19 protein-coding genes are annotated in these 16333 nt (G+C 66.1%); 16 read left to right on the forward strand and 3 right to left on the reverse strand.

Translation table 11 applies throughout. The annotated features are described in order from the left end of the window. The first annotated feature begins 76 nt into the window (after positions 1-76). The 6 genes from ACIGJD_RS01520 to ACIGJD_RS01545 all read left to right on the forward strand — a co-directional run bounded on the left by ACIGJD_RS01520 (position 77) and on the right by ACIGJD_RS01545 (position 4806). Positions 77-901 (forward strand): sugar phosphate isomerase/epimerase family protein, encoded by an 825-nt coding sequence (locus ACIGJD_RS01520; RefSeq protein WP_483687985.1) that lies wholly within the window; start codon positions 77-79, stop codon positions 899-901. Positions 902-1002: 101 nt separating this feature from the next. Beyond that, positions 1003-1776 carry an SDR family NAD(P)-dependent oxidoreductase gene (locus ACIGJD_RS01525; RefSeq protein WP_142131488.1) on the forward strand — a complete coding sequence of 258 codons (774 nt, stop codon included), beginning with the start codon at positions 1003-1005 and terminating at the stop codon, positions 1774-1776. A 57-nt stretch (positions 1777-1833) separates the two neighbouring features. Next, positions 1834-3582 (forward strand): dihydroxyacetone kinase family protein, encoded by a 1749-nt coding sequence (locus ACIGJD_RS01530; protein WP_483687986.1) that lies wholly within the window; start codon positions 1834-1836, stop codon positions 3580-3582. Beyond that, positions 3582-4073: an RpiB/LacA/LacB family sugar-phosphate isomerase gene (locus ACIGJD_RS01535; protein WP_483687987.1), complete on the forward strand. Its 492-nt coding sequence runs from the start codon at positions 3582-3584 to the stop codon at positions 4071-4073. The genes ACIGJD_RS01530 and ACIGJD_RS01535 overlap by 1 nt, the downstream gene beginning before the upstream one ends. A gap of 23 nt (positions 4074-4096) precedes the next feature. Next, on the forward strand, positions 4097-4369 hold the full coding sequence (locus tag ACIGJD_RS01540; RefSeq protein WP_483687988.1) for a hypothetical protein: 273 nt from the start codon (positions 4097-4099) through the stop codon (positions 4367-4369). After that, positions 4366-4806, forward strand: a complete 441-nt coding sequence (locus ACIGJD_RS01545; protein ID WP_483687989.1) for an SRPBCC family protein — start codon at positions 4366-4368, stop codon at positions 4804-4806. The genes ACIGJD_RS01540 and ACIGJD_RS01545 overlap by 4 nt, the downstream gene beginning before the upstream one ends. Here the strand turns inward: ACIGJD_RS01545 and ACIGJD_RS01550 are convergent. Beyond that, the gene (locus ACIGJD_RS01550) at positions 4784-6343 is read right to left on the reverse strand and encodes a carboxylesterase/lipase family protein (RefSeq protein WP_483687990.1); all 1560 of its coding nucleotides are present in this window, start codon (positions 6341-6343) and stop codon (positions 4784-4786) included. The two genes, ACIGJD_RS01545 and ACIGJD_RS01550, sit on opposite strands and share 23 nt — an antisense overlap. Positions 6344-6445: 102 nt before the next feature. Here ACIGJD_RS01550 and ACIGJD_RS01555 point away from each other — a divergent pair, with 102 nt between their 5' ends. Then, positions 6446-7195: a GAF and ANTAR domain-containing protein gene (locus ACIGJD_RS01555; RefSeq protein WP_483687991.1), complete on the forward strand. Its 750-nt coding sequence runs from the start codon at positions 6446-6448 to the stop codon at positions 7193-7195. Here ACIGJD_RS01555 and ACIGJD_RS01560 read toward each other — a convergent pair. Continuing rightward, positions 7180-7500: a hypothetical protein gene (locus tag ACIGJD_RS01560; protein ID WP_483687992.1), complete on the reverse strand. Its 321-nt coding sequence runs from the start codon at positions 7498-7500 to the stop codon at positions 7180-7182. The genes ACIGJD_RS01555 and ACIGJD_RS01560 overlap by 16 nt on opposite strands. Positions 7501-7603: 103 nt before the next feature. Between ACIGJD_RS01560 and ACIGJD_RS01565 the strand changes: the two genes are divergently transcribed. The 3 genes from ACIGJD_RS01565 to ACIGJD_RS01575 all read left to right on the forward strand — a co-directional run bounded on the left by ACIGJD_RS01565 (position 7604) and on the right by ACIGJD_RS01575 (position 9205). Continuing rightward, a complete protein-coding gene (locus ACIGJD_RS01565) occupies positions 7604-8326 on the forward strand; it encodes an AAA family ATPase (protein ID WP_483687993.1) in 723 nt (240 codons plus the stop codon). A 120-nt stretch (positions 8327-8446) separates the two neighbouring features. Then, entirely contained in the window at positions 8447-8731 is a 285-nt protein-coding gene (locus tag ACIGJD_RS01570; protein ID WP_483687994.1) for a hypothetical protein, read from the forward strand. Between the two features lie 36 nt (positions 8732-8767). Further along, positions 8768-9205 carry a universal stress protein gene (locus tag ACIGJD_RS01575; RefSeq protein ID WP_483687995.1) on the forward strand — a complete coding sequence of 146 codons (438 nt, stop codon included), beginning with the start codon at positions 8768-8770 and terminating at the stop codon, positions 9203-9205. Positions 9206-9330: 125 nt separating this feature from the next. Here ACIGJD_RS01575 and ACIGJD_RS01580 read toward each other — a convergent pair whose 3' ends face one another. Beyond that, positions 9331-10080, reverse strand: a complete 750-nt coding sequence (locus ACIGJD_RS01580) for a FadR/GntR family transcriptional regulator (RefSeq protein WP_483687996.1) — start codon at positions 10078-10080, stop codon at positions 9331-9333. A gap of 138 nt (positions 10081-10218) precedes the next feature. On the opposite strand from ACIGJD_RS01580, the gene ACIGJD_RS01585 reads away from it, so the two are divergent. The 6 genes from ACIGJD_RS01585 (at position 10219) to ACIGJD_RS01610 (ending at position 16320) form a co-directional block, all read left to right on the forward strand. Next, complete coding sequence (locus tag ACIGJD_RS01585) at positions 10219-11517, forward strand: ABC transporter substrate-binding protein (protein ID WP_483687997.1); 1299 nt, start codon at positions 10219-10221, stop codon at positions 11515-11517. A 96-nt stretch (positions 11518-11613) separates the two neighbouring features. After that, complete coding sequence (locus ACIGJD_RS01590) at positions 11614-12567, forward strand: carbohydrate ABC transporter permease (RefSeq protein WP_483687998.1); 954 nt, start codon at positions 11614-11616, stop codon at positions 12565-12567. Beyond that, positions 12564-13442 (forward strand): carbohydrate ABC transporter permease, encoded by an 879-nt coding sequence (locus ACIGJD_RS01595; RefSeq protein WP_483687999.1) that lies wholly within the window; start codon positions 12564-12566, stop codon positions 13440-13442. Before ACIGJD_RS01590 ends, ACIGJD_RS01595 begins: the two co-directional genes overlap by 4 nt. Before the next feature lie 9 nt (positions 13443-13451). Next, on the forward strand, positions 13452-14600 hold the full coding sequence (dgoD, locus tag ACIGJD_RS01600) for a galactonate dehydratase (protein ID WP_483688000.1): 1149 nt from the start codon (positions 13452-13454) through the stop codon (positions 14598-14600). Between the two features lie 5 nt (positions 14601-14605). Continuing rightward, complete coding sequence (locus tag ACIGJD_RS01605) at positions 14606-15283, forward strand: bifunctional 4-hydroxy-2-oxoglutarate aldolase/2-dehydro-3-deoxy-phosphogluconate aldolase (RefSeq protein WP_483688001.1); 678 nt, start codon at positions 14606-14608, stop codon at positions 15281-15283. Next, positions 15280-16320: a sugar kinase gene (locus ACIGJD_RS01610; RefSeq protein WP_483688002.1), complete on the forward strand. Its 1041-nt coding sequence runs from the start codon at positions 15280-15282 to the stop codon at positions 16318-16320. Before ACIGJD_RS01605 ends, ACIGJD_RS01610 begins: the two co-directional genes overlap by 4 nt. Positions 16321-16333 lie beyond the last annotated feature (13 nt).

Here is a 16333-nt window from a genome sequence, read left to right on the forward strand (position 1 = left end):
AGAGTTGACTGTTGACAGTTAACGAAAGTATTGTGGTCCCCATCACTACCGCCCGGCACGAACCAAAGGATCAATGATGTTCCACTCCAGACTTGGGTGCTCATCCATCAGCTTCCGGCACCAGGACCTCCGGACGGCCCTGCGCACCATGAAGGAACTGGGCTTCGAAGAGATCGACCTGGGCGCCCTCCCAGGCGTTTGCAACCACGTTCCCTATGAACTCGACGCGGCCGCAGTCGCTGCCGTTTCGGCCGAAGTCAATGCTTCCGGACTGCGGGTGCGGTCGGTTAACGGCGACAGCGGGGACCTCAACAGGGTGCTCGACGGCGACGGCCAGGCTGCCCGGGGACGCCACCTGGACGCCCTGCTGACCCTCACCGCAAAGACCGGGGCGAAGGCGCTGGTCCTTCCCTGCGGCGCGCTGGACCACACCCCGGTCCGAAGCGTCGAGGAAGACCTGGACCTCATTGCCGCCCAGCTCATTGCTGCCGGACAGCGGGCGGCGGAGTTCGGCGTCGAACTCTGGACCGAATCCCTGCACTTCCTCCGGTTCTGCTGGAACCTGGAGCGCGCCGGACTGCTGGCCGACCGCCTTGCCGGGTCCGGCGTGGGAATCGTCATGGACTTCAGCCACATCGTGGCGTCCGGCGAGGACATCCAGGCGTACCTGGACGTCCACCAGGGCCGGATCAGCCACGTCCACCTGCGTGACGCCGTGCCGGGGAACATCAACCTCAGCATCGGCAACGGGGACGCCGACTTCGCCGGCGGCCTCAAGCGGCTTGCCGCCGACGGCTATACCGGCCACTTCTCGCTCGAACTCGAAACCCGGGACGTCACCAATGACGAACGCCCCGCAGCAACCGCCAAGGCAGCAAGCTTCATCACCGACCTCATCTGAACCCCACCCCTCCATCGACTGCTGAGCAGGTGTCGTTTTGAACGTCCAAAACGACACTTACGGAGCAATCGATCCACCAAAACAATTCAAGGAGCACCACCATGACCACCATCCAGCGCACCGCCGTCCTCACCGGAGCCACCTCGGACCGCGGCATCGGCATCACCACCGCCCGCCGCTACGCCCGTGAAGGCTGGGGCATCGTGATCCTGGACCTCGACGGCGAGAAGTCCGCCAAGGTCGCAGCCGAAATCGGCAATGAATTCAACGTCCCCGCCTTCGGCCACGAGATCGACGTCGCCAACGAAGCCTCCGTCACCGCCGCCCAGGCAGCCGTCGCCGCTGAAGTGGCCGCCGGCAACCTCCCGCCCGTCGGCGCGCTGGCCAACATCGCCGGCATCACCTCGCCCATCCCGTTCCTGGAGACCACCCTGGAGCTGTGGCACAAGGTCATGGACGTCAACGCCACGGGCACCTACCTGGTGACCAAGGCGTTCCTGCCGGACATGATCGCCAACGGCTGGGGCCGCATCGTGAACATGTCCTCCGTTTCCGCCCAGCGCGGCGGCGGCGTCTTCGGCAAAGTCCCCTACTCGGCCGCCAAGGCAGCCATCCTCGGCTTCACCAAGGCACTGGCCCGCGAAATCGGCGAAACCGGCGTCACGGTCAACGCCATCACCCCCGGCGCCGTGGACACCAACATCCGCGTGGGCAGCACCGAGGAGCAGGAAGCCGCCATCAACGCCGGCATCCCGCTGGGCCGCAACGCCACCACCGAGGAAGTTGCCTCCGTGATCACCTTCCTGTCCTCTGAGGACTCGGCCTACCTCACCGGCACCACCATCGACATCAACGGCGGCAGCCACATCCACTAGCAGTCCGCCCCAACAGCCCACCGCCCGACCCCCACCGCGCACGCCGGAGAACCCCCCATGACCAAAATCTTCAACGATCCCTCAGAGTTCGCCGAGGAAGCCCTTGCAGGTTTCTGCGACGTCCACTCCGACCTGGTCCGGCAGGTTTCCGGCGGCGCCGTCCGCCGCTACCGGCCGGCCCGGCCCAAGGTTGCCGTCCTCACCGGCGGCGGCTCCGGCCACTACCCGGCCTTCGCCGGGCTGATCGGCACCGGCTTCGCCGACGGCGCCGTGGTGGGCAACATCTTCACCTCGCCATCCGCGCAGCAGGCTTACTCCGTGGCGAAGGCAGCCGAGTCCGGCGCCGGCGTCGTGTTTACCTACGGCAACTACGCCGGCGACGTGATGAACTTCGGCATGGCCAGCGAGCGGCTCGCCGCCGAGGGCATCGCCGTGGAGAACGTCCTGGTGACGGACGACATCGCCAGCGCCCCGCCGTCGGAATCCGCCAAACGGCGCGGCATCGCCGGTGACTTCACGGTCTTCAAGGTGATGGGTGCCGCCGCGGAGAACGGAGCGGACCTGGCCGAGGTGGTCCGCCTGGGCCGCAAGGCCAATGACCTGACCCGCACCATCGGCAGTGCAATCGCCGGCTGCACCTTCCCGGGAGCCGAAGCCCCGCTGTTCACTCTTCCGGAAGGGCAGATGGGCCTCGGCCTCGGCATCCACGGCGAGCCGGGCCTGCACGACACCGATCTGCCTTCGGCAAAGGAACTGGGCCGCGAACTGGTGGCCCGCGTGCTCTCCGAAACACCGCCAAACGCGGGGGACCGGATCGCCGTCATCCTCAACGGGCTCGGCTCCACGAAACACGAAGAACTGTTCGTTCTTTGGGGGACCGTGGCGCCGCTGCTCCGTGCCGCCAGCTACACCCTGGTGATGCCCGAGGTGGGCGAATTGGTCACCAGCCTGGACATGGCCGGCGTCTCGCTGACCATTACGTGGCTGGATGAGGAGCTGGAGCCGCTGTGGACCGCTCCGGCAGAAACTCCCGCCTACCGCCGCGGTGAGGCGGCCAGCCAGGCGGGAACTTTCGCCGGGGAGGAAACGTACGACGGCGGCGCCGCCGCTGCGGCGTTCGTCGCCACGGACGCCTCCCGTGAGTACGCCGCGGCCTGCGTTGCGGCCCTCGGGGCAGCACAGGCGTCGCTGCATGAGGCCGAGGAACGGCTGGGCCGGATGGATGCCATCGCCGGCGACGGCGACCACGGACGCGGCATGGTCCGCGGCGTGGACGCCGCAGCCGCAGCTGCCTCCGAAGCATTCAAGCAGGGCGCCGGCGCGGGCGACGTCCTTGCCGCCGCCGGTGATGCCTGGGCAGACAAGGCCGGCGGAACCTCCGGGGTGCTGTGGGGCGCGGGCCTGCGCGCTTTTGGTGAGTCAGTGGGCAACGCCTCGGTCCCCGCCGCGTCGGAACTTGCCGCCGGGGTGACCGCCTTCGCGGACCGCATCATCCAGCTGGGCAAGGCCGAAATCGGCGACAAGACCATGGTGGACGCCCTGCTGCCGTTCGCTGCCGCGTTCAGTAGGGACGTGGCCGATGGGACCGAACCGGGCCAAGCCTGGCAGGACGCCGCCCGCGAAGCTGCTTCCGCGGCTGAGGCAACGGCCGACTTGCTGCCTTTGAAGGGCCGCGCCCGCCCGCTGGCCGAGAAGAGCCTGGGCACGCCGGACCCGGGTGCCACTTCCCTGGCCATGGTGTTCGCAGTGATGGGGCCGCACTTCACCACCACCACAGCCGGCGCAGCGCCGGCAGGAGCCAAATAATGACGATGGAAGGACACACCATGGGGCTGCGGCTCATTGTCGGCGCGGACGAAGCCGGCGTTGATTACAAGGACAAAGTCCTGGCCGACCTGCGCAACGATCCCCGAGTCTCCGAGGTCACCGATATCGGGGTCAACCGGACCGATGAGCCGGACGACTTCTCCCGGCCCTACCCCTACGTGGGCATCGCAGCCGGCGAAATGATCCGGGACGGTAAAGCGGACCGCGCCATCCTGTTCTGCGGGACGGGAATCGGTGTTGCCATCGCCGCGAACAAGGTGGAGGGCATCCGCGCAACCGCCGCGCATGACTCCTTCTCCGTGGAGCGGTCCATCCTGTCCAACGACTGCCAGGTGCTGACCATGGGGCAGCGCGTGGTGGGCATAGAGCTCGCCCGCCGCCTGGCCAGGGAATGGATCGGGTACACGTTCGACCCGGCGTCGGCCTCCGCGGGCAAGGTAAAGGTCCTCACCGACTTCGAGTCCTGCTAGCCGGAAGCGCCAGGGGAACCGCCATGAAGCCCTACCCCCATCACGCCTGGAACCGGCTCATCGGCGTCCCCGTGGAGATCCGGAAGGACTCCGAGGTGGTCCGGACCGGCGTGGTGGAAGACGCCATGCCGGTCCCGGCCGCCCTGTGGCTCGCCGCCGACGCGTCCGGTGGCCGTGCCCTGTTCACTGCCGCCGAAGGCTACGAGGCATGGATTAGGCCGCACACGCTGGGCGGGAAGCTCTGCTACAAGATGACTGCCCACCAGTTGCATGGTGCTCCTACACTTGGACGATGATCACAGTCACCGGAAGTGTGGAAACCAACCTGTCCGCGGAGAAGGCTTTTGCCTTCATGAGTGAGTTCGAGAACACCAGCGAGTGGGACCCCAACACCCCTGTCATGGAAAAGCTCACCCCGGGGCCGGTGGCTGTGGGGCACCGTTACCACGCAGAGTCCGAGTTCCGGGGGAAGCGCCAGTCGCTGGAATACGAAGTCATCGAACTGACCGCCAACCACATCAAGCTGCGGGGTGAAAACAAGACCGTTACCGCCTTCGATTCGGTGGACGTCAGCCCCAACGGTGCCGGCTCCGTAGTCAAGTACACCGCCGAGTTCAGCATCAAGGGCCCGGCCAAGATCATCCAGCCGCTCCTGAAGCCCGCGTTCATGTCGCTGCGTGATCCCGCGTTGAACGGCATCCGGGACAAGCTCAATTCGCTGGCAGCGGCCTGACGTCCTCGAAGAACTCCCGGAGCTCCCGGCGCGGATCATCTTCAAGCCGGGTGTCGGCGTCGAGCACCAAGGTTCTGCGCTGCTCCCCGTACTCCGGCCACTCGAGCCCAGGGACGGCCGGCTGTCCAGTGTGCGCGAAGGCGGCCCAGGCGCTGCTCATGATGTCGCTCAGCGCCTGTGGCGCCTTGCCCCGGGTGAGGAAGGCCGCTTGCGGTGCATCCAGGTGCCGGAACACGAAAGGGATGTCCAGGGCGTGGCAGGCGCCGAGCTTTCCGCCCATGGCCGGGCTGTGCCACGTGAACAGGTAGGCGAAGTTTTTGCCGGCGGCAGGCGGGTGGACGGCGCCCAGCAGCCTCGCGCCAAGCAGCCGGTTGCTGGGCTGGCGGTAAACGGAATCGGCAATGGCGGCCTCAAGAAGTTCCTTTCCGGACGGCTCCCGGTTGAGCACCTTTGAAAGCGCTCCCGCGTAGCCGGGTGCTTTGATGGCGGGGATCCCTGCCCCTGCGAGCACTGCGGCCGCGCGCTCGGGGTAGGCCGGGTCACCGGCAGAGGGCGGACGCATCTCCACTGCGAAGGAGCCCTCGTTGAGATTGGTTCCGATCAGCAGGTCCACTCCGGCGTTGACCCCGCTGCGCACGCTTTCAAGTGGCGGGGCCGGTAGCGATGGAGTGCCCACAGTGGGTTGGAACGGCAGCGGAACGGCATAGGACTCAGCGGCAATTCGCCGTTCCAGGGCGGCCTGGGCCTCGAGCAGCCGCTGCACTGGCAGGGTCAGCAACTCTGTGGCTGAGCCGCGGTTTAGGCCGCAGAGTTCAAGGAATACGGCACTGAGACGCGCCGATTCCTCCGGCTGCCGGTACCGTTCGGCAGTCCCACTCTGCATGATGGCCCGGCGGAACAGTCCTTCCGACGCCGGCATGCCCAGCAAGGTGCCGATTGCTGCAGCGCCTGCGGACTCACCGAAAACGGTCACGTTGTCCGGGTCGCCCCCGAAGGCGCTGATGTTGCGGCGGACCCAGCGCAAGGCCTCCAGCTGGTCCAGCAGGGCAAGGTTGGAGGAGTCCTCGTAGCCGGGACCCAGCAGCTCTGCCAGGTGCAGGAAGCCGAACGCGCCCAGGCGGTAGTTGATGGACACCAGCACTACGCCCGCCGCAGCGGCGAGCCTGCCGCCGTCGTACATCCCGTCGCTGTTGGCGCCCAAAAGGTAGGCGCCGCCATGAATCCAAACCATCACCGGCCTGGCCGCACCGTCCGTCCCCGGCGTCCAGATGTTCAGGTTGAGGCACCCGTCCTCGCTCCAGTTGCGCGGCGTGGCGCCCGGGGGAGCGGGGGATTCGGGGTTCTGGGGCGCGGCGGGGCCGGGAGCGGTGCAGTCCTGCACCCCCTGCCACGGCACCAGCGGGACCGGCGGCCGGAAGCGGTTGGCCCCCGACGGCGGCTCCGCGTACGGGATGCCCAGGAACCGTCGGATGGTGGTTCCGTCAGTTTCCAGGGAGCTCCCGTGGACCAAACCGCTCGGGGTGGAAAGACGCGTCATGGAGGCCAGATTACGGCCTCACCACAGGTAGGCTGTCATCACCGTTCGGCAGTGGGCGGCCACGATGCTGTGGAGTTCAACCACTGTCCGGAGGTAAGACCCGTGCTCAACGCCGGCGTCCCTGAACGCGGGGACTTTGCAGACGTTGCCCTGCATCTCCAGGAGTCGTTCCTGCAGAACCCTGAGGTTGAGGCATTCCTTCGGGACCTGGCCGGGTATGCCGCGTCCAGGCTGGCTCCGCTGAACCATGAATGCTGCTGTGAAATCACGGTGCTGCGGCCCAAGAAACCCGCAGCAACTGCCGGCAGCAGGGCCGATGGAACGCTGTTGAGCCCGTTGGAGTCCCACCATGGTGACGGCCCGGGCCTGCTGGCGATGCGGACCGGCAGTACCGTGCTGGTGGCGGACCTGCGGCGGGAGCAACGTTGGCCGGAGTACGTCCGGGCAGTGCGGAGGCACGGTTTCCTTTCGGTGCTAAGCATCCCCGCAGCGCTGGAAGGGGATGCCCGGGGCATGATGACGTTCTACTGCACAGCGCCTGTTGACATAACTGACGAAATCCACGTTGCCGAGACCTTTGTGCGGCAGGCCTCGAAGGGGCTCACGCTCGCCCTGCGCATGCTGAAGCTGGAGGAAACCAGGGACGGCATGAGCGCAGCCATGCAGACGCGCACGGTCATCGACCTGGCCACGGGCGCCATCATGGCACAGAACAGGTGCAGCCAGGCCGCTGCCTTCAAGCTGCTGAAGGACGCGTCCAACAGCCGGAACATGAAGCTCCGCGAGGTTGCGGCCGCTGTGGTCGCGTCGGTTGCCGGGGTGGCGGATACCTTCACCTACTTCGACGAGTAGGGGTCTTTCCGATCCGGGTCATGCCGCTCCGGGTCCTTCCGGTCCGGCTGCGGAAGGAAAAGAGCGGAGCTGCTGAAGGGAGCCCGCAGCGGCAGGCCCTCGGCAGAACAATGCTCGTTGACTGCCTGCGCCAGAGCGTCGCGCTCCTTCGGAGAAAGGGTGGCTTCGCCTGCGCAGTAATCGCGGATGAGCTGTTCGGAGGCATCCCCGCCCAATCCAACGAATTCCAGCCACAGTTGCGCCAAATCCAACTGGTGCTCCTTGATAACGGCACCGGTCAGGGCCTGCTGGTCCACGGCATCCATCGTCCCGTCCTAGCCTTGCTTGCACTGCTACATCCGGAGTTCGGAACGTCCCGGCGGGCGGATGGGAACGGTTTGGACAAAGTTTTACTGCAAGAATGGCTCCATGCCCCTGCGCACTTACCCGATCCGGCGGCTGGCAGAGGACCCTGGAAACGTCCTTGACCGCTCACGCTGGCCGGCCGACCTGCCGCCGGTGGCCCAGGTCCTTGAACAGGGGCTCGACCTGGGACCTGCCACGGTCCTGGTCGGCGAAAACGGTTCCGGTAAATCCACGCTGGTGGAAGCCATAGCGCTCGCCTACGGGTTGTCTCCCGAAGGCGGGTCAACAGGTGCCCGGCATGTTACCCGGCCCAGCGAATCAGTCTTGGGGAACCACCTCCAGCTGGTCCGCAACGCCGGTGCGACCCGCCGCGGCTATTTCCTGCGCGCGGAAACCATGCATGGGTTCTACACCTATTTGGAAAAGAACCCCAGCACTTCCCTTCCTGACATCCCGTTCCATGACATGTCGCATGGCGAGTCCTTCCTGCAGTTGGCCGCTGACAGGTTCCATGGCCCGGGCCTGTGGATCCTGGACGAGCCGGAATCCGCACTGTCCTTTTCCGGTTGCCTCAGCCTGCTGTCGGTCCTGAAGGAACTGGTGGCCGACGGTAGATCCCAAGTGGTGCTGTCCACCCATTCCCCTCTGCTGGCGGCTTTTCCCGGCGCCACCATTCTCGAAGTAGGACCCTGGGGCCTGCGGCGGCGGTCCTGGGAGGAGCTGGAGCTCGTTGCCAACTGGCGGAACTTCCTGGGCTCGCCCGAGCGCTACCTCAGGCACATCTAGCTGCCTTCGCCCCGGGTGCAGCACGTCCATGTGCCAAGGACTTTTGCCCCTAGGCAGGCACCCGGGAAAGCAGTCAACTTGAGTGTCTGGAGCAGGTGACTACAACAGGAGGCACGGACCATGGGCGCATGTGATGTCTGCGGCAGCAGCGAGGGCCGGATGTTCACCGTAAGCATGGGCAGCCAAACCGGCACGTTCGACAGCTTCGAATGCGCCATCCATATGATGGCGCCCGCCTGTGAGCACTGCGGCTGCCGGATTTTGGGCCACCCCGTTGAAAGCGAAGCCGGCATTTATTGCTGCCTCCACTGCGCCAGGGAAGCAGGAAATCCACACCAGGCCGCCAAGACGGAGCACTCCACGGTGGCTGTCCCGGCACAGGGCACGACGGCGGACCACGGTTAGTCGCGCCAGCACCGGTACAACAGGAAAAGGGGAGTCGTGGCAGGCAACGGAAGTTTCAGGATCGTCGTGGGGGTGGACGGCTCCGACCAGTCCAAGGCGGCGATGGACTGGGCCATCGAGGAATCCAGGCTGCGCAAGGGTGAGGTCCAGGCGTTGACGGCCTGGAGCTTTCCTTACGTCAGCGACGCCATGGGTACGGCCTGGGACTACGACATCTTCGAGAAGGACGCACAGGCAATTCTTGAAGCGGAACTCGAACGCGTCAAGGACCGGGGTGTCACCATTTCCGGGCGCGTCGTGGAAGGGAATCCGGCGTCGGCGCTCATCGATGCTTCCCGCGACGCCGATTTGGTTGCCGTCGGTTCGCGCGGTCACGGCGGGTTCACCGGAATGCTCCTCGGCTCCGTGTCCCACCAGACCATCCACCACGCGCACTGCCCCGTGCTGGTGATCCGGGAACCATCACCTGCGTAAACCGGACTCGCTGGTGCCTGCCAATCGGCCCCTGCAAATTCCCTGAGGGGCCGCTTTCCACATACCGCTCCGGAGGCATGCCTAATGGAAGGGCAGGCCGGGGCAGCGCCGCGCCAAACAGGGGCTCACTTCTTCCCGGCAGGTTCTCCGCCCGGGTGGCTGCTGGACCAGATATCGCCCATTTCCTCCGTGGACTGCTCCACGATCCTGCTCATGGCGGCGTGGGCGGCGCCGGCGTCGCGGTGTTGGATGGCGCTGGCTACGTCCACGTGCATCTGCAGTGCCTCGTGATCCGGAAGATGGGGCATCAAGCCGTGCTGGGTGCGCCCTGCCAGCACTTCGGCCACGAGCTTATGAAGCTGCGAAAACATCAGGTTGCCGGAAGCATTGAGCACCGCGGCGTGGAATTCGATATCCAGGCGCAGGAATTCGTCCTGGTCCCCCCGTTGCCCGGCGGCCCACAGCCGGGCCGCCATGGAAACAAGATCGCTGGCCTCATCCAGGGACGCCCGTTCGGCGGCCAAGCGGGCAGCCTGCGGCTCGATCGCGCCGCGCAGTTCGTTCAACGCCTGCAGCTGCTCCAGCCGCTTGGCCGACGCCAGCCGCCACCGGATCACTTGAGGGTCGTAGAGGTTCCAGCTTGCTTCCGGCTGGACCACTGTCCCCAGCCGGCGCCGGGACTCAAGCATTCCCATGGAGGACAGGACGCGGGTGGCCTCCCGGATCACGGAGCGGGACACCTTGTGCTGCGACTCCAGCTCATCCAGCCGCAGGATGGAATTCGGAGCCAGCGTTCCCTCGGCAATGGCGAGCCCCAGGTTCTCGACCAGCGATGAATGCAGGTCCGGGGACAACGCCGCCTTTGGGATGGTCATGAATAAATCATATGGCGGCACAGCAAGCTCTTGTATATGTCTGCCTTATTTGTTTATGCTCGCTGAACACAACAGACGTAACGAGGCGTTTGTAACCGGTCCGCGGAGCTGCGGGCCCTGAAGGCAAAGGGAGTCGTAATGAAGCGGCGTTCAATTGTGAAGTACGCGGCAGTCGCCGCAGCCATGTCGCTGGGGCTGACAGCCTGCAGCGGCGGTGGAGGTGGCAGCGACCAGGCCAAGCAGTCCGGCACGGTCCGCGTCACCCTCGCCAACCACGTCTGGACTGATGGCATCAAGGCAGCCATTCCCGAGTTCGAAAAGTCCAGTGGACTCAAAGTCGAGCTCACCCAGTTGGGTGAAGACCAGCTGTCGGACCAGTACAACGTCAAGCTCAACGCAGGCAGCGACGAGATCGACGTCATGATGTACCGCCCGCTCCAGGAAGGCAAGGCATTCGCCAAGAACGGCTACCTGGCGGACCTGACCAAGAACGTCTCCTCCGATTCCAACTGGGACTGGAAGGACTACCAGGAAGGCCCGGTCAAGGCCACCACTGTTGACGGCAAGGTGGTTGGTGTCCCGATCATCACCGAACGCGAAGTCCTCTACTACCGCAAGGACCTGCTGCAGGCCGCCGGGCTCCAGGTGCCCAAGACCATGGATGAACTGGAAGCCGCAGCCAAGGCCATCAAGGCATCCTCCCCGGACACCGCAGGCTTCGTAGCCCGCACCGGCAAGTCCGCCGCCGTCACCCAGTTCTCCAGCTTCCTGTACAGCTTCGGTGGCGACTTCGTCGACTCCAGCGGCAAGGCCTCCGTCAACACCGATGCCGCCAAGAAGGCCTACTCCTTCTACGGTGGCTTGATCAAGAACTACGGCCCCGCCAACGTCAGCACGGACATGAGCTGGCCCGAGGCGATGGCCATCTTCACCCAGGGCGGCGCTGCCTTCTACACCGAGGCCGATTCGCTCTACAAGAACGCCACCGACCCCGCTAAGTCCAAGGTTGCGGACAAGGTTGGCTTCGCCGCGCTTCCCGCAGGCCCTGCCGGTTCCAAGCCGTACAACATCCCCTCCTGGGCCCTGGGCGTGAACCAGAACTCCAGCAACCAGGAGAACGCCTGGAAGTTCATCCAGTGGGCCACCAGCAAGGAGCGCACGCTGGAAGCCCAGAAGGCCGGCGTCCCCGGACCCCGCACCTCCGTCTGGGCCAACCCTGACGGAACCTCCACCTACCCCAAGGACCTCGCCGACGCGATTGCCGCCAGCGCCAAGAACGGCGTGGGCCATGACCGTCCCGAGGTGGTCACTGTAGGCAAGGCCCGCGAAATCGTGGGCGCTCCGATTGTTGCCACCATCACCGGCGCTGATTCCGCCGCCGCGGCAAACGACGCCCAGACTGCTTTCCAGACCTTCCTGGACAGCGAAAAGAAGTAGGACGCCAGGCGCGCACCGCGCCCACCCATCCCGCCGGGACGGCCCCAAGGCCGTCCCGGCGCGGCCCGCTTCACCCCCGAACTCCTTAGGTGAAACATGTCTGTATTGAACCCTCCCCGCAGTGCCCGCACCCGCCGGGCCGACGGCCCCTCCGGAGCCAGGGGGAGCTTTTCCGCCTGGGCCAACCGGCACCGCAAGTGGTTGTTCGCGGCACCGGCCATGATCTTCGTCGGTGTCCTGATCGTTTTCCCACTGGCCTGGACCCTGTACCTCAGCCTCACCGACTCCCAGGGCTCCGTCCGGGCCGCCACGGAATTCATCGGGCTCCAGAACTACCTCACGGTCCTCAGCGACACCGAGCGTTTCTGGCCCGCAGTGGGCCGCACCCTGGCCTTCACCGGCGTCGCGCTGGCCTTCGAAGTGGTGCTGGGCATGGGCATCGCGCTGCTCCTTTGGCGGCCGTTCCGGGGTGAAAAGTGGGTCCGGGTGGCCATCCTGCTGCCCCTGGTGGCCACCCCCGTGGCCGTCGGCATGATGTGGCGGCTGATCTTCGACCCCAACATCGGCTTCGTCAACCAGCTCCTGGGCATGGTGGGCATCCCGCCCCAGCCGTGGCTGTCCGGCCAGGACACCGCCCTGGGCACCACCATCTTCATGGACGTCTGGCAGTGGACCCCCATGGTGGTCCTGATCCTGCTGGCCGGCCTGACCTCGCTGTCCGATGAACCGGACGAGGCCGCTCGCGTGGACGGCGCCAACGCCTTCCAGCGGTTCTTCTTCATCACCCTGCCCCTCATGATGCCCACCGTGATCGTGGCCATCCTGCTGCGCGGCATCGACGCCCTGAAGACCTTCGACATCCTCTACGCCACCAAGGGCAAGGGCGGCGGCTCGTTCCACGAAGTGGAGACGCTGAATGTCTACGCCTACGGGCTGAGCTTCGACTACAACCAGTACGGGCTCTCCTCGGCGGTGCTGATCCTGTTCTTCATGATCATCATCGGTTCCATGTGGCTGCTCACCATGCGCAAGAAAGCGGTAAGCAAATGACCGTCATGACAGACTCCGCCGCCCCGGCCGCGGACAACACGCCCCGGCGCCGCCGCAAGCCCCTGGGCACCCGCGCCTACAAAGTGTTCCGTGTGGTGGCGCTGATCGTGGTGGTGCTGTTCCTGCTCGCGCCGCTGTTCTGGATGCTCCTGGCGTCGCTGAAGACCAACGTGGACATCTATGACACCGCCAAGGCATTCATCTTCTCGCCCACTTTCGAGAACTACGCCAACGTGCTGCAGCGCAACAACTACTTCGTGTTCGTCGTCAACAGCTTCTGGGTGGCGTTTGTCTCCACGGCGCTGTCCATCGTTTTGGGCGTCCCCGCTGCCTACGCCATGAGCCGGTTCACCATGCACCGCTCTGCGCTGGTTGTCCTGATGGCGCGCGTCATCCCGGGTGTTTCACTGCTGGTGCCCTGGTACTACGTTTTCTCCAACCTGCGCATGGTGGGCAAGTTCGAGGTACTGATCCTCAGCCACATGTTCGTTGCCCTGCCGCTGATCGTCTACATCATGATGAGCTACTTCGATTCGCTGCCCCTGGAGCTGGAGGAATCCGCGGAAGTGGACGGCCTGACCCCGATCGGCGCCTTCCGGCTGATCACCCTGCCGCTGGCGGTCTCCGGCATCGCCACCGCCGGCATCCTGTCCTTCATCTTCTCGTGGAACAACTTCATGTTCGCGCTGGTGCTCTCCGGCGCCAAGACCAAGACTTTGCCGGTGGCGATCTTCGACTTCGTCTCCTACGCCAGCATCGACTGGGGCGGGCTGATGGCAGCGGCCACGGTGGTGACCATCCCCATCATGATCATTGCGCTCTTCACGCAGAAGTACATCGTCTCCGGCCTGACCGCCGGCGCCACCAAGGGTTAGGACCGTCCCGTGACCGTCATCAGCCGGATCGAAACATTCCTGGTCCCGCCCCGCTGGCTCTTTATCCGGATCGAGACCGAAAGCGGCATCGTGGGGTGGGGCGAGGCCACCTGCGAGGGCCGCAGCGAAACGGTTCGCGCCGCCGTCGAACAACTCTCGGAACTGCTCATCGGCAGGGACGCCTTCCGGATCGAAGACCACTGGCAGGTTATGACCAAGGGGTCCTTCTACCGCGGCGGGCCCATCCTGGCCAGTGCCGTCTCCGGCCTTGACCAGGCCCTGTGGGACATCGCCGGAAAGCACTTCAACACACCCGTGCACCAGCTCCTGGGCGGGCACGTCCGTGACCGGATCCGGATGTACGGCTGGGTGGGCGGCGACGAACCCAACGAGGTGGCGGACCAGATCAGCGCGCAGCTTGAAGTGGGGCTGACCGCCGTGAAGATGAACGCCAGCGGCCGGATGAGCCCGGTGGCGTCCGTCGCGGAGATCGACGGCGTCATCCGCCGTGTTGCCGCGGCCCGCCAGGTCCTGGGCGACCACCGCGACGTCGCAGTCGACTTCCACGGGCGCTTCAGCCTGGCCAACGCCAAACGGGTGGCACCACTGCTGGAGCCGTTCCGGCCCTTCTTCCTCGAAGAGCCCGTGGTCCCGGAAAACACCCACCTGCTCCGTGAATTCACCTCCTCCACCACCACCCCGGTGTCCACCGGAGAACGGCTGTACAACCGGCAGGAGTTCCTTCCCGCCCTGCAGGCAGGAATAGCGGTGGCGCAACCGGACCTCTCCCACGCCGGCGGCATCACCGAGGTCCGCAAGATCGCCGCGCTGGCCGAGGTCTACGAAGTCCAGCTGGCACCTCATTGCCCGCTGGGGCCGCTGGCGCTCGCGGCCTGCCTCCAGGTTGGCTTCGCCACGCCCAACTTCCTGATCCAGGAACAAAGCATCGGCATCCACTACAACCAGGGAGCCGAAGTCCTTGACTACGTGGTGGACAAGACGCCGTTCAAGTTCGTGAACGGCCACATCGAGCGGCTCACCGGGCCCGGGCTGGGCATCGAAATCGACGAGGCTGTGGTCCGGGCAGCGGACAAGCGCGGCCACGCCTGGCGCGGTCCGGTGTGGCGGCACCCCGACGGATCCTTCGCAGAATGGTGAACCCTATGACGTCCCCGAATTCAGCTGTTACCTCTGCCAGCCTTTTGGCCGGCATCCGGCAAGCGCGCCTCGTCGGCATTGTCCGTGGGAACGACGGCGGTGCTGCCGCCAAGGCTGCGCTGGCGGCGATGGAGGAGGGTTTCCAGTACGTGGAGATCGCCCTCACCACGCCCAACGCGCTGGAAGCCATCCGCGAGGTCCGCGCGGCTGCCCCGGCCGGCTGCCTGGTGGGCGCCGGCACCGTCCTCAGCGAGGCCGACGTCGAACGTGTCACCGCCGCCGGCGGCCAGTTCATCGTCACTCCCTCCCTGGCGCCCTCGATCAGTGAGGCAGCTGCCGCCGGCATCCCGGTCCTGGCCGGGGCGCTGACGCCCACTGAGGCATATGAGGCGATGGAACGCGGCGCCACGGCCATCAAGTTATTCCCGGCTTCCATCGGCGGGCCGGGCTACCTGAAGGCCGTGCGGGATCCCTTCCCGGACATCCCGTTCATCGCCGTGGGCGGCGTGGGACTCGGTGAGGCCACCGGTTACTGGGAAGCCGGCGCCATCGCCGTTGGACTGGGCGGACCCCTGTTCGGCGCCTCAGCGTCAGGAGGGGACCTGACGGAAATGCGGGACCGGGCCCGCAGCTTCCTGCACCTCGCCGCCGAGTTCGCCGCGCGGACCGGGACCGGCTCATGACTGATAGTGCCGGTACCGCTCCGAACAGCCGGGCACCGGTGGACCTGCTGACTTTCGGTGAATCCATGGTTTCGCTGCGGTCCGCCGGCCCCCTGGCGAACGGCGGAGCCCTGAACATGAAGGTGGCCGGTGCGGAATCCAACGTTGCCATCGGTGTCGCACGCCTGGGCCACACCTCCGCCTGGGCGGGTTCGGTGGGCGCGGATCCGCAGGGTGAGTTCATCGTGAAGCAGCTGCGGGGCGAGGGCGTCCGGTTGCACCACACCCTGCATCCGGACCGCAGCACCGGGGTGATGTTCCTGGAACAGCGCACCGCAGACCTCAGCAGGGCCTTCTACTACCGCGCCGGTTCGGCCGGGGCCACCATTGCGCGTGCTCACGTGGCTGCCGCGCTGGACGGGGGCGCGCGGATCCTGCACCTCACCGGCATCACGCCTGCGCTCAGTGCCGAGGCGCGGGACGCGGTGGAGTATGCTGCCGAACGCGCTGCCGGCGAAGGCATTGTCGTTTCCTTGGATGTGAACTACCGCAGCAAGCTGTGGTCCCGGGATCAGGCACGGGCCGTGCTTGGCCCCCTGGCGCGGCACGCCACCATCGTCATAGCGTCCGACGACGAACTGGACCTGATTGCCCCGCCCCAGGCGGGGAACGGTGCGGCAAAGCATCTTGGCGATGCCGGGGCCGGTGACGAAACCCCTGCCGACGGTGAAACCTGCAATGCGAAGCGGCTGCTGGAAGCGGGGGTCCGCGAAGTGGTGGTTAAGCGCGGTGCGGCCGGCGCCGCCGTCTATACCGCGGAAGGGTGCCTCGACGTGCCTGCCATCGCGGTGACCTGCCTGGACACCGTCGGGGCCGGTGACGCGTTTACCGCCGGTTACCTTTCCGGCCTGCTCGATGGCGAGGGCGTTCCCGAACGCCTTAGGCGCGGCACCTTGGCTGGCGCCTTCGCCGTCAGCACCCGCGGCGACTGGGAAGGGCTGCCCCGCCGGGACGAACTGGCCCTGCTCGACGCCGCCAGGGGCAGCACCCAGCGCTGAATTTTGCCCACCA

The sequence above is a fragment of the Arthrobacter sp. E1SS-5 genome, from assembly GCF_057073715.1.

What these genes read in the sequence shown, in the direction of transcription:
- ACIGJD_RS01520 (WP_483687985.1), top strand. Translation starts at nt 77, where the DNA reads ATGTTCCACTCCAGACTTGGGTGCTCATCCATCAGCTTCCGGCACCAG.
- ACIGJD_RS01525 (WP_142131488.1), top strand. Translation starts at nt 1,003, where the DNA reads ATGACCACCATCCAGCGCACCGCCGTCCTCACCGGAGCCACCTCGGAC.
- ACIGJD_RS01530 (WP_483687986.1), top strand. Translation starts at nt 1,834, where the DNA reads ATGACCAAAATCTTCAACGATCCCTCAGAGTTCGCCGAGGAAGCCCTT.
- ACIGJD_RS01535 (WP_483687987.1), top strand. Translation starts at nt 3,582, where the DNA reads ATGACGATGGAAGGACACACCATGGGGCTGCGGCTCATTGTCGGCGCG.
- ACIGJD_RS01540 (WP_483687988.1), top strand. Translation starts at nt 4,097, where the DNA reads ATGAAGCCCTACCCCCATCACGCCTGGAACCGGCTCATCGGCGTCCCC.
- ACIGJD_RS01545 (WP_483687989.1), top strand. Translation starts at nt 4,366, where the DNA reads ATGATCACAGTCACCGGAAGTGTGGAAACCAACCTGTCCGCGGAGAAG.
- ACIGJD_RS01550 (WP_483687990.1), bottom strand. Translation starts at nt 6,343, where the DNA reads ATGACGCGTCTTTCCACCCCGAGCGGTTTGGTCCACGGGAGCTCCCTG.
- ACIGJD_RS01560 (WP_483687992.1), bottom strand. Translation starts at nt 7,500, where the DNA reads ATGGATGCCGTGGACCAGCAGGCCCTGACCGGTGCCGTTATCAAGGAG.
- ACIGJD_RS01565 (WP_483687993.1), top strand. Translation starts at nt 7,604, where the DNA reads ATGCCCCTGCGCACTTACCCGATCCGGCGGCTGGCAGAGGACCCTGGA.
- ACIGJD_RS01570 (WP_483687994.1), top strand. Translation starts at nt 8,447, where the DNA reads ATGGGCGCATGTGATGTCTGCGGCAGCAGCGAGGGCCGGATGTTCACC.
- ACIGJD_RS01580 (WP_483687996.1), bottom strand. Translation starts at nt 10,080, where the DNA reads ATGACCATCCCAAAGGCGGCGTTGTCCCCGGACCTGCATTCATCGCTG.
- ACIGJD_RS01585 (WP_483687997.1), top strand. Translation starts at nt 10,219, where the DNA reads ATGAAGCGGCGTTCAATTGTGAAGTACGCGGCAGTCGCCGCAGCCATG.
- ACIGJD_RS01590 (WP_483687998.1), top strand. Translation starts at nt 11,614, where the DNA reads ATGTCTGTATTGAACCCTCCCCGCAGTGCCCGCACCCGCCGGGCCGAC.
- ACIGJD_RS01595 (WP_483687999.1), top strand. Translation starts at nt 12,564, where the DNA reads ATGACCGTCATGACAGACTCCGCCGCCCCGGCCGCGGACAACACGCCC.
- ACIGJD_RS01605 (WP_483688001.1), top strand. Translation starts at nt 14,606, where the DNA reads ATGACGTCCCCGAATTCAGCTGTTACCTCTGCCAGCCTTTTGGCCGGC.
- ACIGJD_RS01610 (WP_483688002.1), top strand. Translation starts at nt 15,280, where the DNA reads ATGACTGATAGTGCCGGTACCGCTCCGAACAGCCGGGCACCGGTGGAC.